The 15,535-nt window shown below is 66.4% G+C and carries 13 protein-coding genes; 9 read left to right on the forward strand and 4 right to left on the reverse strand.

Annotated features, from left to right (window positions below):
• Positions 1–13 precede the first annotated feature (13 nt).
• The 3 genes from prsK to Q4610_RS07580 are packed head-to-tail and all read left to right on the forward strand — an operon-like array spanning position 14 to position 5,496.
• The gene (gene prsK / locus Q4610_RS07570) at positions 14–2,092 is read left to right on the forward strand and encodes an XrtA/PEP-CTERM system histidine kinase PrsK (protein ID WP_304535370.1); all 2,079 of its coding nucleotides are present in this window, start codon (positions 14–16) and stop codon (positions 2,090–2,092) included.
• Complete coding sequence (gene prsR, locus Q4610_RS07575; RefSeq protein ID WP_304535371.1) at positions 2,092–3,456, forward strand: PEP-CTERM-box response regulator transcription factor; 1,365 nt, start codon at positions 2,092–2,094, stop codon at positions 3,454–3,456. The genes prsK and prsR overlap by 1 nt, the downstream gene beginning before the upstream one ends.
• Before the next feature lie 3 nt (positions 3,457–3,459).
• The gene (locus Q4610_RS07580) at positions 3,460–5,496 is read left to right on the forward strand and encodes a tetratricopeptide repeat protein (protein WP_304535372.1); all 2,037 of its coding nucleotides are present in this window, start codon (positions 3,460–3,462) and stop codon (positions 5,494–5,496) included.
• A gap of 62 nt (positions 5,497–5,558) precedes the next feature.
• Here the strand turns inward: Q4610_RS07580 and Q4610_RS07585 are convergent, their stop codons facing one another.
• Both Q4610_RS07585 and Q4610_RS07590 read right to left on the reverse strand, forming a co-directional pair.
• Entirely contained in the window at positions 5,559–5,903 is a 345-nt protein-coding gene (locus tag Q4610_RS07585; protein WP_304535373.1) for a GntR family transcriptional regulator, read from the reverse strand.
• A gap of 71 nt (positions 5,904–5,974) precedes the next feature.
• The gene (locus Q4610_RS07590) at positions 5,975–6,553 is read right to left on the reverse strand and encodes a nitroreductase family protein (protein WP_304535374.1); all 579 of its coding nucleotides are present in this window, start codon (positions 6,551–6,553) and stop codon (positions 5,975–5,977) included.
• A 144-nt stretch (positions 6,554–6,697) separates the two neighbouring features.
• Between Q4610_RS07590 and Q4610_RS07595 the strand changes: the two genes are divergently transcribed.
• Positions 6,698–8,221: a peptide MFS transporter gene (locus tag Q4610_RS07595; protein WP_304535375.1), complete on the forward strand. Its 1,524-nt coding sequence runs from the start codon at positions 6,698–6,700 to the stop codon at positions 8,219–8,221.
• Positions 8,222–8,290: 69 nt separating this feature from the next.
• Here Q4610_RS07595 and Q4610_RS07600 read toward each other — a convergent pair whose 3' ends face one another.
• Positions 8,291–8,788 (reverse strand): SH3 domain-containing protein, encoded by a 498-nt coding sequence (locus Q4610_RS07600; protein WP_304535376.1) that lies wholly within the window; start codon positions 8,786–8,788, stop codon positions 8,291–8,293.
• Between the two features lie 105 nt (positions 8,789–8,893).
• Between Q4610_RS07600 and Q4610_RS07605 the strand changes: the two genes are divergently transcribed.
• The 4 genes from Q4610_RS07605 (at position 8,894) to Q4610_RS07620 (ending at position 12,251) form a co-directional block, all read left to right on the forward strand.
• A complete protein-coding gene (locus tag Q4610_RS07605) occupies positions 8,894–9,892 on the forward strand; it encodes a 2-hydroxyacid dehydrogenase (RefSeq protein WP_304535377.1) in 999 nt (332 codons plus the stop codon).
• A gap of 76 nt (positions 9,893–9,968) precedes the next feature.
• On the forward strand, positions 9,969–10,154 hold the full coding sequence (locus Q4610_RS07610; protein WP_304535378.1) for a DUF1328 family protein: 186 nt from the start codon (positions 9,969–9,971) through the stop codon (positions 10,152–10,154).
• A 4-nt stretch (positions 10,155–10,158) separates the two neighbouring features.
• The gene (locus tag Q4610_RS07615; RefSeq protein WP_304535379.1) at positions 10,159–10,362 is read left to right on the forward strand and encodes a DUF5818 domain-containing protein; all 204 of its coding nucleotides are present in this window, start codon (positions 10,159–10,161) and stop codon (positions 10,360–10,362) included.
• A gap of 83 nt (positions 10,363–10,445) precedes the next feature.
• Positions 10,446–12,251: a DUF885 domain-containing protein gene (locus Q4610_RS07620; RefSeq protein WP_304535380.1), complete on the forward strand. Its 1,806-nt coding sequence runs from the start codon at positions 10,446–10,448 to the stop codon at positions 12,249–12,251.
• A 22-nt stretch (positions 12,252–12,273) separates the two neighbouring features.
• On the opposite strand, the gene Q4610_RS07625 is transcribed toward Q4610_RS07620, so the two are convergent.
• Positions 12,274–12,504: a hypothetical protein gene (locus Q4610_RS07625; protein ID WP_304535381.1), complete on the reverse strand. Its 231-nt coding sequence runs from the start codon at positions 12,502–12,504 to the stop codon at positions 12,274–12,276.
• A 296-nt stretch (positions 12,505–12,800) separates the two neighbouring features.
• Between Q4610_RS07625 and acnA the strand changes: the two genes are divergently transcribed.
• Positions 12,801–15,470: an aconitate hydratase AcnA gene (gene acnA, locus Q4610_RS07630; protein ID WP_304535382.1), complete on the forward strand. Its 2,670-nt coding sequence runs from the start codon at positions 12,801–12,803 to the stop codon at positions 15,468–15,470.
• Positions 15,471–15,535 lie beyond the last annotated feature (65 nt).

The following is a 15,535-nucleotide window of genomic DNA, read 5'->3' on the forward strand; positions in this document are numbered from 1 at the left end:
GGCGGACGGGCCAATGGGCATGTTCCTGCAATTTGTCGGCGACTGGGGCCATGCGCTGGCGGCGGTGCTGTTCGCGGCGCTCGGCATCTTCCTGCTGCGCCGTCGCGATGACGCGCCAGAGCCGCGCCTGCTTGCCGCCGCGCTGTTGCTCACGTCCTGCTGGGCGCTCTATGTGTCCTTCGGCGGCGTGTCGCAACCGTTGTCGGGCGTGGGTGAAAGCGTCCGCAACGCCGGCTGGCTCCTCGCCCTCTTCGTCATGCTGCGCCGTGGCCCGGCCGGTCGGACCAGCCCGGCCGCGACGGTGATCGCCGTTTATGCGGCGGTCGCGGCGCTGATCCTGATCCAGAGCTTCACCGACCTGACCTGGCGGCAATTGTCGCCGGTCAGCGACCTGCATCAGGCGCTCGTCTCCGCCTCTCTGGTGCTGCGGATGATGACCGCGATCGGCAGCCTGCTGCTGGTCCACCATCTCTACACCGTCTGGCCTTCGCGGGAGCGGGGCGGCATCGCTCTGTTGCTGGGATCGCTGGCGGCGATGTGGACCTATGACCTCAATCTCTATGCGATCTGCTATCTCGCGCCGCACCGGGTGAGCGAGCTATATGCCCTGCGCGGCCTGCTGATGGCGTCCCTCGCGCCGGTGATGGCGGTGGGCATGCGCAAGGGGATGGCAGGGCGGTTGCAGCTATCGCGCAGCTTTACGTTCCAGTCGCTTTCGGTGGTCGCCGTCGCGCTTTATGTTGTCGTCCTGCTGGCCGCGGCGCTGCTGATCGAGTTGATCGCCGGCCCCTATGCGCGGGTGGTGGAGATCGCCGCCGTATTCTTCACCGCCGTCACGGCGCTGGTGCTGCTGCCTTCGCCACGCATCCGCGCATTGTGGAAGGTGCAGGTCGCCAAGCATTTCTTTCAGCATCGCTACGACTATCGCACCGAATGGATGCGCTTTGGCGAAACGATCGGCCGCCCCGGCGACGACAGCGCGCCGCTGGGCGCGCGCGTGGCGAAGGCGGTGGCGGACATCACCGACAGCCCCGCCGCGATATTGCTGTTGCGTGATGATCGTGGCGCGCTGGCGTTCGAAACGCACTGGAACTGGCACGGCGACCTGTCGGACGCCGATCCGGTTCCCCCCGGCATTGTCGAGAAGCTGGAGACAAGCGGCTGGATCGTCGATTTCGCCAAACTCAAAAATGGCGAGGGCGTGCTGGACCTGCCGCGCTGGATGATCGCGGATCGCCGTGCCTGGGCGCTGGTGCCGCTGATCCATTATGGCCGCCTGATCGGTGCGGTCCTGCTGGCCCGCCCGCCGGTCGACCGCCGGCTCGACTGGGAGGATTTCGACATGCTGCGCGCCGCCGGGCGGCAGGCCGCGACCCATATCAGCGAAGCGCAGGGCCAGCAGGCACTGGACGATGCGCAGCGGTTCGACGAATTCAACCGCCGCTTCGCCTTCATCGCGCATGACATCAAGAATCTGGTCAGCCAGTTGTCGCTGCTGTCCCGCAATGCGGAACGCCATGCCGACAATCCCGAATTTCGCGCCGACATGCTGCTGACGCTCAAGGAGTCGGTCGGCAAGATGAACGACATGCTCGCCCGCCTGTCGCTCCATAACAAGGGGCGATCCGAAGAACCGCGCGCCACTCCGCTGCGTGACCTGCTGGGCCAGATCGCCCACAATCGCGCCCGCCAGCATCCGGTGCAGCTTAGCGGTGATGCGCCGCCTGCGCTCGCCGATCCTGCACGGGTCGAGCAGATCATCCTCCATTTGATGCAGAACGCCATTGACGCCAGCCCCGCCGACAGCCCGGTCGAATTGCGCCTGTCCGCCGACGCGCAGGACGCGATCGTGGAGGTGATCGACCGGGGCCGGGGCATGAGCGCCGAATATGTCCGGCGCGACCTGTTCAAGCCCTTTTCCTCCAGCAAGCCCGGCGGCTTTGGCCTGGGCGCGTTCGAAGCGCGCAGCCTGGCGGAGGCGATGGGCGGCCGGATCGACGTGGACAGCAAGCCCGGCGTGGGCAGCCGCTTCACCCTGCGCCTGCCGCTGGCCCCCGTTACAGACAGACAAGAACAAGAAAAGGCCGCCTGATGAGCGACACGCGCCCCAAATTGCTGATCGTGGAAGATGATCCGGGCCTTCAGCGCCAATTGCGCTGGGCCTATGAGGATTATCAGCTTTTCATCGCCGGTGATCGTGACGAGGCGATCGAGATGCTGCGCGCGGAAGCCCCCGACGTGGTGACGCTGGACCTGGGCCTGCCGCCCGATCCCGACGGCACCAGCGAGGGTTTCGCCACGCTGGCGGAGATGCTCAGGATCAAGCCCGACATCAAGGTCATCGTCGCGTCCGGCCATGGCGCGCGGGAAAGCGCGCTGGATGCGATCGCGGGGGGCGCCTATGATTTCTACCAGAAGCCGGTCGACATTGACGAACTGGGCCTGATCGTCCGCCGCGCCTTCCACGTCCACGCGCTGGAGCGGGAGAATGTCCGCCTGGCCGAAACCGCGCCGGAAGATGGCCGGGTGCTGGGCCGCCTCATCACCGGCGCGCCCGAAATGCTGAAGGTCGCCCGCACCATCGAACGGGTCGCCAGCGCCAATGTCTCGGTCCTGCTGCTGGGCGCCAGCGGTACGGGCAAGGAATTGCTGGCGCAGGGGCTGCATGACGCCAGCCCGCGTCGCGATGGCGCCTTCGTCGCGATCAACTGTGCCGCGATCCCGGAAACCTTGCTTGAATCCGAACTGTTCGGTCACGAAAAGGGGGCCTTTACCGGGGCGATCAAGATGACGCCGGGCAAGATCGAGCAGGCACAGGGCGGCACCCTTTTCCTGGATGAAGTCGGCGACATTCCGCTGGCCTTGCAGGTCAAGCTGCTGCGCTTCCTGCAGGAGCGCGTGATCGAACGGATCGGCGGGCGTCAGCCCATATCGGTCGACACCCGCATCGTGTGCGCCACCCATCAGGATCTTGACGCGATGATCGTGGCGGGCAATTTTCGCGAGGATCTCTATTATCGCCTCGCTGAAATCAGCGTGCGGATACCCATGCTGAAGGACCGGCCGGGCGATCCGGCGCTGCTGGCGCGCCATTTCCTGACCCGCTTCGCCCGCGACATGAACCCGCAGGTCAAGGGGCTGGCGCCCGACGCGCTCGTCGCGCTCGATAGCTGGACCTGGCCCGGCAATGTGCGCGAACTGGAAAACCGCATGAAGCGCGCGGTCATCATGGCCGATGGCAAGCTGATCACTGCGGCCGACCTCGACCTGGACGATGAACGCGCCGATGGCGGCGATGTGGTCAACCTGAAAGCCGCCCGCGAAATGGCCGACCGCCGTGCCATCCGTCGCGCCATCGCCCGCACCGACGGCAATATTTCCGGTGCGGCCAAGATATTGGGGATCAGCCGACCGACGCTCTACGACCTGCTCAAACAATATCAGATGCAGGGCTGACCGATGCGCCGCACCCGCATTTTCCTGATCGCCGGCCTGGCGCTGCTGCTGCTCGGCGTCGCCGGCCTCTGGCAATGGCGCAGCCATGAACGCGATGGCAGCGCGGCGCTGACGCGCGGCATCGCCGCGCTCGACCGGGGCGACGCCCGCACCGCGCGGGTCGAGCTGATGAACGCGATCAAGGCCAATCCCCGTTCGGCGCAGGCGCGCGTTGCCCAGGCTCGCGCGCTTGCCGAACTGGGCGATGGTCCCGGCGCGCAGGCGGAGGCGACGCGCGCCCGCGCGCTGGGCCAGCCCGCGGCCGACACCCGCGCGGTGATGGCGCAGGCGCTGTTCCTGCAAGGCGATGCGCAGGGCGCCCTGCGCGAAGCCCGCGCCGCCGACCTGCCCGAAGCATCGCTCGTCCCCGCCGCCCGTGTCGTCGCCCGTGCGTCGCTGGCGATCGGCGACGCCGATGGTGCGCGCCGGGCGCTGGAACAGGCGCTGGCGCGTGCGCCCGACGACGCGGACAACTGGATCGAGCTTGGCCGGTATCGCATCGCCATCGGCGATCAGGCGGGCGCGATCCTCGCGGCCGACCGTGCGGTCGCGCTGGCTCCTGCCAATGCCCGCGCGCTCACGTTGCGCGGAGAACTGACCCGTGCCCAATATGGGCTGACCGCCGCCTTGCCCTGGTTCGACCGGGCGCTCGCGGCGAACCCGGATTCGGTCCCGGCGCTGGAACAATATGCCGCAACCCTGGCCGATGCGGGCCAGGCCAGCCGGGCATTGAGCCTCAGCCGCCGCCTGCTCAGCCTTGATCCCGCCAATCCGCGCGCCTGGATGCTCCAGGCGGTGATGGCGGCGCGGGTCGGGCAGGGCGATCTTGCCCGCAAGCTGCTCGATCGCACCAAGGGGCGGCTGGACGGCGAGCCGGCGACCCGCCTGCTGCGCGGCGTGCTCCACATGCAGGATGGCAACGCGGTGCTGGCGGCGGAGGCGCTTGGCCCGCTGGTCGCCGCCCAACCCGACAACCGCAACGCGCGCATCCTGCTTGGCCGCGCCCTCTATCTCAATGGCGACTTTGCCGCCGCTGCCGCCGCCCTTGCGCCCATCGTCGCCCAGCGTGACGCCGATCCCTATGTGCTGACGCTGGCCGCCCGCGCGCAGGAGGGGCTGGGCAATCGCGTTCTGGCCGCCGACATGCTCGCCCGCGCCGCCTGGCCGGTGCGTGCGGCCGCCGATCCCTTCGCCAGCCCCCGCGACGTGACGCTTGCCGCCGTGCCGCCCGCCAGCGATTCCACCGCGCGCGACAATATCCCCTATATTCGCGCCCTGCTCAGCAGCGGGCGGGCGGCAGAAGCGCTCGATCGTGCGCGGCAGCTCAGCCGCGCCAATCCCGGCGCGCCCGACGCCTGGCTGATCCTGGGCGATACGCTCGACGCAGCAGGCCAGCCGGCGGAGGCCGCCCGCGCCTATGAAGCGGCAGGCAATATCCGCTTCGATCGCGCTGCCGCGCTGCGCATCGCCGCCGCCTGGGCGCGCGCGGGCAACCCGGCCCGCGCCGCGCAGGTGGTGCAGCTTTTCCTCTCGCAAAATCCCAATGATGTGGAGGCGCAGCGGCTTGCCGCCGGTGTCGCCGCGCAGGCGCAGGACTGGCGCACCGCGCTGCGGATGCTGCGTGCGGTGCAGATGCAGGTGGGGGATAATGATGCCGTGCTGATGGCGGATATGGCCCGTGCCGCGCTGGAAAATGGCGATCGCGCTTCCGCGCGCGCCTATGCGGCCCATGCCTACCGCCTGATGCCCGCCAACCCGATGACCGCCGACATGCTCGGCTGGATATTGCTGCGTACCGGGGACAGGGGGCCGGCGCCCGTCGACCTGCTGGAAAAAGCGGTCGCGCTGGCCCCTGGCGCCCCTGTGTTGCAACTGCATCTGGGGCAGGCCTATGCCGCCGCCGGGCGGAAGGGCGAGGCGAAAATGGCGCTGGGCCGCGCGGTAGCGGTGCCGGGATTTGCGGGTCGTCAGGAAGCGATGGACGCGCTGGCGGCGCTGTAGAAGGCCGCCGGACGATGCGCCCGCCTTTCGTCTGACCCGCCTTTCGCCTGAATAGGGAGGCCCTACGCCTTCGCCAGATCCAGATCGTCCAGCCGGATTCCCAGCCGCCTGATTTGTGCCGCCACCGGCGGCCAGACGCTTTCGATGAAGCGTTCGCGCTCCATGTCGCGCAGGCGGCGGGTGGCGCCATCGGCGACGAACATGCCCACGCCGCGCTTCACCAGCACCAGCCCGTCATCCTGAAAACTCTGATAAGCCTTGGCCACGGTCAGCGGATTGGCGCCCTGCGTCGCGGCAAAGGCGCGCACGGACGGGAGCAGGTCGCCATCGGAAAATTCCCCGTCCAATATGGACGCGGCGATGATTTCACGCAGGCGAAGATAGACGGGTTTGGATTCGTCGGCCATGGTGCATCAGTGCCATAATACAGCCATAGGGGTCAAGATAGGAAATTACCCATGACTTTACACATGTGTAATTATCTGTCCCATGTCGATACGGCATCGTCATATTCTGGCCTCGGCCGTTCCTCCTGCGGTTTGCCCGGAGTTCCGATGAAAATGAAGCCGGCAATTTTTTCATGCTCCCCGCCAAAGGCGTTGCGCACTTCGTCATTATAGCAGGGCCAGCCGGTCAGCCAGCCACCGGCAAAGCCCAGCGCATGGGTGGCATGGAGCAGGTTCATGATCGCCGCGCCCGCCGACAATTGCTGTTCCCAGACCGGAATCTTGCTGTTCGCGACCGGGGCGGACAGCGCCACGACCAGCGCCGGGGCCTGCCGCGCGAACTGGTGCATCGACTCGATCTCCAGCCGCCCGGCATCGGGCTTTTCCTTGCGGTAGGCCGCTTCCAGCAGCGCGGCCAGCGCATCGCGCCGGTCCTGCGGCACGATCACGAAGCGCCATGGCGCCAGCTTGCCATGGTCGGGCGTGCGCAGCGCGATTTCCAGTATCTGGCGCAATTGCGCGTCGTCGGGGCCGGGCGCGATCAGGTCGCGGGGCTTGCCCGAACGGCGGGTCTGGAGCAGGGCGAGCGGGGAGGAGCGATCGTTGAACATCGCCGCGACAGATGGCGCGACGCGCGCCCGAACGCAAGGGCAGGGGTCGGCTTTTGACAGGACGCGCCCAACGGTTCTAGGTTGCCTGCCATCCTGATCGGCGCCGCATCGGCCCGACGCACACGGCATATAAAAGGGGCCTTCATGGCGACCTCGAATACCCTATCGGCGGAGGCGGGCAAGACCTGGCTCGGCCATCCGCGCGGGCTGTACCTGCTGTTCTTCGCGGAAATGTGGGAGCGCTTCTCCTATTACGGGATGCGCGCCATCCTGATCTTCTACCTTACCAAACATTTCCTGTTCGGCGAGGACAAAGCCTATCTGCTCTACGGGGCGTACACCTCGCTGGTCTATATCACCCCGGTCATCGGCGGCTATCTGGCCGACCGCTATCTTGGCCCGCGCAAGGCGGTGACGGCGGGCGGCGTGTTCATCGCCATCGGCCATTTCCTGATCGCCGTCACCGAAGGACCGGGGGGGCAGCAGCCTGTCTTCCTCAACGGCTTCTATCTGGCGCTCGCCAGCATCATCGTGGGTACAGGCTTCCTCAAGGCCAATGTCTCGGTGCTGGTGGGCGAACTCTACCCGCGCGACGACCATCGCCGCGACCCGGCCTATTCGATCTTCTACATGGGCATCAACATGGGCGGGATGCTCGGCCCGATCGTCTGCGGCCTGCTGGGCGAATTGTGGGGCTGGAGCTGGGGCTTCGGCGCGGCGGGGGTGGGCATGTTGCTCGGCCTCGTCATGTTCGTGTGGCTCAAACCCTGGCTGCTGGGCCGGGGCGAGCCGCCCGCGCCGCAACAGTTGCGCACGCCCACCGCCACCGGCCTCAGCCAGGAATGGACCATCTATCTGGGCGCCGCCCTGGGCGTGGTGGCGATCTGGCTGGTGATCCGCTATGCGGAGTTGCTGGGCTATGCGCTGCTCGGCTTTTCCGCGCTGACCGTCGCCTATATCCTCTGGCGCACGCTCGGCACGCTGGGCAAGGTCGACCGCGACCGCATGTTCGCCGCCTTGTTCCTGACCGCGCTCAACCCGCTCTTCTGGGGCCTGTTCGAACAGACCGGATCGTCGCTCAACATCTTCACCGACCGCAATGTCGATCGCGCGATGTTCGGATGGGATGTGCCCGCGTCACTGTTCCAGTCGGTCAACTCGGTGTTCATCATCCTGTTCGCGCCGCTCTTCGCCTTGCTGTGGACCTTCCTCGACAAACGGCGGCTGGAGCCGTCCTCGCCCGCCAAGTTCGGCATCGGCCTCATCCTGTGCGGCGCGGGTTTCCTGGTGCTGGTTGCCGGCGCGGCGATGGCGGGCGCGAACCTCACCCCCGTCCTCTTCGTATTCCTGATCTACCTGTTCCACACGCTGGCCGAACTCTGCTTCTCGCCGGTCGGCCTGTCCGCCATGACGCGCCTGTCGGTGTCCTCGATGGTCGGGCTGGTCATGGGCACCTGGTTCCTTGCCATGGCGGCGGGCAATTTCATCGCTGGCCTCATCGCCCGCGCCACCGGCAGCGGGGAGGCGGGCGACGTGACCCAGGTGCTGGATGTCTATAGCCGGATCGGCTGGTTCGCGGTCGTGGTGGGCGGCCTCGTCCTGCTCGTCTCGCCCGCGATCAAGCGGATGATGCACCTCGACACGATCGGATCGCAAGAGGCTCCATGATCGGGGGGGCGCTCCAGTTCTGTTTTTGCATCGTGCGGAAAAATGGGAACCGCTTTTCCGCACGATGCTCTATTTCGCGGTTGCGCCCCACACATCGCTGGCCTTTACATAGCCGCGCTGGCCCTTGACATCGAAGCTGCACCAGCCGCCCGAACAGTCGCTCAAGCGCCCGACGACGCCGCGCTCGGCCCGGAACAGGGCGCGCGATCCGTCCCTGGCGGATTCGTGCAGCGGCGCGACATCGACCCTGACGATCGCGGTCGCCGTGTCGCTGAGCAGGCGGACATGCATCCACCCCTGCGCGCCGTCGGGATCCTGGACCTTGCGCCACTGGCCCAGCACCTGCACCACCTTCACCGGCAGGTCGCGGCGGCGATAGACCCAGTTGGAGGGGTAATCGAGGCTCGGCCCGACGCGCATCCGCGCTTCGTCCTGCGCCAGCGAGGCCCAATAGGGCACCGGCTTGGCCGGCGCCGCCAGCGCATCCGCGCCCGCGGCCAGCGCCGCAACAGCGCCCGCACCCAGTAAAAGCCGTTTCATCCCGAACCCGAAAAGCAAGACACCCATGCCCCCTCCCATAAAGGCTTGCGCCGCGATGCGACAGCCTTTCCTGCTGCCTGCCAGACCATATCCGCTTGACCCGCAGGGCGACGCGGAATAGCGGCCTAAAGCATGGCCAGAAAACCGCGCCCCGCCAAGCCGCGCGTCATCGTCACGCGCCGCCTGCCCCCCAATGTGGAGGCGCGCATGGCGGACCTGTTCGATACCAGCTTCAATGTCGGCGACGTGGCGATGAGTCGCGCCGAACTGGCCCGCGCCATGGCACAATGCGACGTGCTGGTGCCCACGATCAGCGACCAGATCGACGCCGCGCTGATCGACGCCGCGCCCGAACGGTTGCAACTCATCGCCAGTTTCGGCAGCGGGGTCGACCATATCGACCTGACCGCCGCGCGGCGGAAAGGGATCATCGTCACCAACACGCCGGGCGTCCTGACCGAAGATACCGCCGACATGACGATGGCGCTGATCCTGTCGGTCCCGCGCCGCCTGGCGGAAGGGGAGAAGCTGGTCCGCACCGGCGAATGGCGCGGCTGGAGCCCGTCGGGGATGCTGGGCCATCGCATCGGCGGCAAGAAGCTGGGCATCATCGGCATGGGCCGGATCGGCCGCGCCGTCGCCCGCCGCGCCCGCGCCTTCGGCCTGTCGATCGCCTATCACAACCGCCATCGCCTGCCCTTCGAAGTGGAGCAGGAACTGGAAGCGGAATGGCAGCCCGATCTCGACGCGCTGCTGACGGTCAGTGACATTCTTTCGATCCATTGCCCGCTCAATGGCGACAGCCGCGGCCTGATCGACGCGCGCCGCATCGCCCTGCTGGGCGCGGACGGCTATCTGATCAACACGTCGCGCGCGGAGATCACCGACGAGCAGGCGCTGATCGACGCGCTGGAAGAGGGGCGGATCGCCGGCGCGGGATTCGATGTCTATACCCATGAACCGGCGGTCGATCCGCGCCTGCTGGCGCTGTCCAACGTCGTGCTGCTGCCGCATATGGGGTCGGCCACCTTCGAGGGACGCGACGCCACCGGCGCGCGCGTCATCGCCAATATCCGTACCTGGGTCGATGGGCACCGCCCGCCCAACCAGGTGCTGGAAGGCTGGGTCTGATCCCGGCCACGCGGACGGAACATGCCGCTGCGTCATCCGTTGGAGAAAGATCGCATTTTCCTCGGAAGGATTGTCCATGATCAAGCTCGCGATCATCTCGCTCGTCATCGCGGCGGTACTGGGGCTGCTTGGCTTCGGCGGCGCGGCCGGCGCCTTTGTCGGCATCGCCAAAATCCTGTTCTTCATCGCGATCGCGGTGTTCATCCTGTTCCTGGTCCTGGGAATCCTGGCTGGCAAGGGGATCAAGGACGCGATAGATTGACGGCATGATCGAGATCGGCGCAGGCGTGGACGAAACCGGGCGGCTGTTGCGCGATGCGGGCGGATTCCTGCTCCAGCGCGATCAGGGCGGCAGCTATCGGCTCGTCCTGCTGCGCGTGCCGGTCGACCATGTTGAAAAGCGCGTGCGGGTGCGGGGCTTTTATGCCGGCGACAATATTGTCGAGGCGGAAGGGGTGGCGGCGGTCTGACGCTGCGCCCTCCGCCATCCCGCTTGCCCCCTTGCCCCCTTGCCCCTTGCCAAAATCGCAGGAGCGCGCGATCCATTGCGCCCATGCGCAAGATTCTGTCCCTCCTCATCGCCGTCGCCACGCCAGCCCTGGCGCAGGCCCAGACGCCTTCAGTTCGACTGTCGCCTTCAGTCCGACTGTCGCCCGACCAGTTGGCCGCCCATGACCGATTGAACGGCATCATCAACGATCATTGGGCCTGGTATCTGTCCACCCATCCGGTCGAGGCGACGGCGCGTGGCGTCAGGGACCATGATGACCGGATATATGATATGTCGCTTGCCGCGCGCGACGCGCAGGTCGAGGCGGAGCGCGGCTTTGCGGCCCGGCTGGAGAGGGTGCCGGCGCAGGCGCTGGACGCGGCGGATCGCGTCAATCGCGACGTGTTGCTGTGGATGCTGCGGGACGATATCGACAGCGATGCGCACCCGGCCGAACGGTTGATGCTCTTTACCACCTATTATGGCTGGCATCAGGGCTTTTCGGCCATGGCGGACGGTTTGCCCTTTTACAACCGGGCCGATTATGACAGCTATCTCAAGCGTCTGGCGCTGTACCCGAAGCAGAATGGCGATGCGCTTGCGATCACGCGGCAGGCGATCAAAGGCGGCTATGTCCAGCCCTGTTCGGTGCTGCAACAATATGCCGGCACGATCAGCGGCATCGTTGCGGGCAAGCCGGAGGAGACGCGCTTCTACGAACCGTTCAAGCGACAAAAACCGCGCGATATCAGCGATGCCGACTGGAGCGCGATGCAGATGCGGGCGATCGCGCTGATCCGCGACGTGCTGGCGCCCGAATATCGCCGGTGGCATGCCCTGTTCGTGCAGGATTATCTGCCCCGGTGCCGCAAGAGCGACAGTGCCGCGGCATTGCCGGGCGGGGCGGCCTGGTATGCCAGCCGGGTGCGGGCGCACAGCACGACCGACCTGACCCCGGACCAGATCCATGCGATCGGCCTGGAGGAGGTGGCGCGGATCGGCAAGCGGATGGACGCGATCGCCGCCCAGGCCGGATATCCAGACCGCGCCGCCTATATCCGGCACCTGCGCACCGATCCGTCCCATTATGCCCGGACCCCCGAAGAGTTGCTGCGGGCCGCCGCGCGGCAGGCCAAGGCGATCGACGGCCTGCTGCCGCGCTATTTCGGTACGCTGCCGCGCCTGCCCTATGGGTTGAAGGCGATACCGGCGGCCGAAGCGGAAGGCACGACGACCGCCTATTATGGGCCGGGATCGCCGGAGGCGGGGATTGCCGGCACCTATTGGGTCAACACGTCGAAACTGGACCAGCGGCCCTATTGGGAATTGCCGGCGCTGACCGCGCATGAGGCGGTGCCGGGCCATCACAACCAGATCGCGCTGCAACAGGAATTGCCGCTGCCGCCCTTCCGCAAATATCTCGCCGCTTTTACCGCCTATGTCGAAGGCTGGGCGCTTTATACCGAATATCTGGGCGAGGAGATGGGCCTGTACGACACGCCCGAAAAGATGATGGGCCGGCTGTCCTACGAAATGTGGCGCGCCTGTCGTCTGGTGGTCGACACCGGCATCCATGCCAAGGGATGGGACAAGGGGCGGGCGGTCGCCTTCATGCAGGCGAACAGCGCGCTCAGCGACGCCAATATCGATGCGGAGGTCAATCGCTATATCAGTTGGCCGGGGCAGGCGCTGGGTTACAAGCTGGGCGAGATCAGGATCCGGGCGTTGCGGGCGAAGGCGGAGGCCGCGCTGGGCCCGGCATTCGACCTGCGCCGTTTCCATGACGCGGTGCTGGCGCAGGGGGCGGTGCCGCTGACCGTGCTGGACAGTCAGATAGGCCAGTGGATCGCGGCGGAAAAGGCGCGGTGATCAGGGCTGGCGCCGCTGCCGCTCAGGCGATCGGGAATGGCTGGATGCGGGGCGATGGATCGGCCGTGCGGGACCATCCGCGACAGGCAGGATCAATCGGAAGTGCGATGTCGCAGCAGGCGCATTGCGCGACGATCCGGCCCACCAGCCATTGGCGTTCGCCGCAGGAAGGGCAGGCCATGGCGCGGCCGGGACGGTAGGAAAGCAGGGCGGGATAGGCTTCCTTGATGGAATCCGAAGCAGGCAGCGGCATGGATGGGCATCCCTTCTTGGCCATCCGATAACGTGCGTGCGGCGATTTGTTTCCGGGCGCGGCCGTGGCGCAGGGGCGCGATCGTCCGATCGCAAGGCCCGGTCGGCCTTTTTGTCCATTTGACTCGGCGGTCCTAATCTGTATGGCACCGCAGCATCGGGACATACCTGCTTCGGCCATCGGTTGGGGCGCTTGCCCGCCACCTTGCCGACCGGGCGGTTTCCCTCGTTCGGTGAGCTTCTGGTGGAATCGCGTCATCCTCTGGCCGCAGCGCCATGCGAGGAGACGCACTACTTATGACCGCCATCGGACAGGACACACTCGGCACACGCGACACGATGAAGGTCGGCGGCAGGGACATTGCCTATTATTCGTTGAAGAAGGCGGCCGCCAGGCTGGGCGATGTATCGCGCCTGCCTTTTTCGATGAAGGTGCTGCTGGAAAACCTCCTGCGCTTCGAAGATGGCGTCACCGTCACCACCGCCGACATCCAGGCGATCGTCGACTGGCAGAATGACAAGGGCAAGGCCGAGCGCGAGATCCAGTATCGCCCCGCCCGCGTGCTGCTCCAGGATTTCACCGGCGTCCCCTGCGTGGTCGACCTGGCCGCGATGCGCGACGCGATGAACGCGCTGGGCGCCGATGCCGGCAAGATCAACCCGCAGGTGCCCGTCCACCTCGTCATCGACCACAGCGTCATGGTCGATGAATTCGGCACGCCCAAGGCGTTCGAGCAGAATGTGGAAATCGAATATCAGCGCAACATGGAGCGTTACGACTTCCTGAAATGGGGCAGCAAGAGCCTCGCCAATTTCTATGCCGTGCCGCCGGGCACCGGCATCTGCCATCAGGTGAACCTGGAGAATATCGCGCAGGCCGTGTGGTCGAGCGAAGGCCCGGACGGCGTGACCGTCGCCTATCCCGACACCTGCGTCGGCACCGACAGCCACACCACGATGATCAACGGCCTGGGCGTGCTGGGCTGGGGCGTGGGCGGGATCGAGGCGGAAGCCGCGATGCTGGGCCAGCCGGTGTCCATGCTGATCCCCGAAGTCGTCGGTTTCAAGCTGGTCGGCGAAATGAAGGAAGGCGTGACCGCCACCGACCTGGTGCTGACCTGCACCCAGATGCTGCGCAAGAAGGGCGTGGTCGGGCGTTTCGTCGAATATTTCGGCCCCGGCCTTGCTTCGCTGAGCCTGGCCGACCGCGCGACTCTGGCCAACATGGCGCCCGAATATGGCGCGACCTGCGGCTTTTTCGGCATCGACGACAAGACGCTGGACTATATGCGCCTGACCGGCCGCACCGACGAGAATATCGCGCTGGTCGAAGCCTATGCCAAGGAACAGGGCTTCTGGATCGATCCGTCGGTCGAGCCGGTGTTCACCGACACGCTGGAACTGGACCTGGCCACCGTCGTCCCCAGCCTGGCCGGTCCCAAGCGTCCGCAGGACCGCGTTTCGCTGCCCGAAGTCGATGACGTGTTCAACGCCGACATGGCGAATGTGTACAAGAAGGCGCAGCAGCGCGTTCCGGTCGAGGGCAAGGATTTCGACATTGGCGACGGCGACGTGACCATCGCCGCGATCACGAGCTGCACCAACACGTCGAACCCCGGCGTCCTGGTCGCCGCCGGCCTGGTCGCCAAGAAGGCGAACGAGCTGGGCCTCAAGCCCAAGCCGTGGGTCAAGACCAGCCTTGCCCCCGGCAGCCAGGTCGTCACCGACTATCTGGAACGCGCCGGCCTCCAGACCCATCTGGACGCGGTCGGATTCAACCTGGTCGGCTATGGCTGCACCACCTGCATCGGCAATAGCGGCCCGCTGGCACCCGCGATCAGCGCGGCGATCAACGAAAACGGCCTGGTCGCGGCGGCCGTCATTTCGGGCAATCGCAACTTCGAAGGCCGCGTGTCGCCGGACGTGCGCGCCAACTTCCTGGCTTCGCCGCCGCTGGTGGTCGCCTACGCGCTCAAGGGCACGGTGATCGAGGATTTCATTACCACCCCGATCGGGGTCAGCGCGGCGGGCAATGATGTCTATCTGAAAGATATCTGGCCGACCAATGCCGAGGTCGCGTCGACCATGGCCGGCTGCATGGACCGGGCGATGTTCCAGGCGCGCTACGCCAATGTCTATAAGGGCGACGCCCATTGGCAGGCGATCGACGTGACGGGCAGCGACACCTACACCTGGCGCGCCGGGTCCACCTATGTCGCCAACCCGCCCTATTTCGAAGGGCTGAGCATGACCCCGGCGCCGGTGAACGACATCATCGACGCCAAGCCGCTGGCGATATTCGGCGATTCGATCACCACCGACCACATTTCGCCCGCAGGATCGATCAAGGCGTCGTCGCCCGCGGGCAAGTGGCTGAGCGAGCATCAGGTCGCGCAGGCCGACTATAACAGCTATGGCGCGCGTCGCGGCCATCATGAGGTCATGATGCGCGGCACCTTCGCCAATATCCGCATCAAGAACCTGATGCTGGACGGCGTGGAAGGCGGCATGACCAGCTATAAGGGCGAAGTCCTGCCGATCTATGACGCGGCGATGAAGCACAAGGCCGACGGCACGCCGCTGGTCGTCATCGGCGGCAAGGAATATGGCACCGGATCGTCGCGCGACTGGGCGGCGAAGGGCACCAACCTGCTGGGCGTCCGTTCGGTCATCGTCGAGAGCTTCGAGCGCATCCACCGTTCGAACCTGGTCGGGATGGGGGTGCTGCCGCTCCAGTTCAAGGATGGCGAGAACAAGGACACGCTGGGCCTGACGGGGGACGAGACGTTCACCATCACCAATGTCGCGGGCCTCAAGCCGCGCCAGGATGTGGACGTGGTCGTGACCCGCGCCGACGGGTCGACCTTCACCTTCACCGCGCTGTGCCGGATCGATACCGTCAACGAGCTGGAATATTTCCTGAACGGCGGCATCCTGCAATATGTGCTGCGCAAGCTGGCCGCCTGATCCGCTGACGCACTGAAGGCACGCAAGAAGGGCTTCTCCCCCGGCGGGAGGAGCCCTTTTTGCTG

Origin of the sequence: Sphingobium cyanobacteriorum (genome assembly GCF_030580935.1) — a bacterium.
Lineage (GTDB): Bacteria > Pseudomonadota > Alphaproteobacteria > Sphingomonadales > Sphingomonadaceae > Sphingobium > Sphingobium cyanobacteriorum.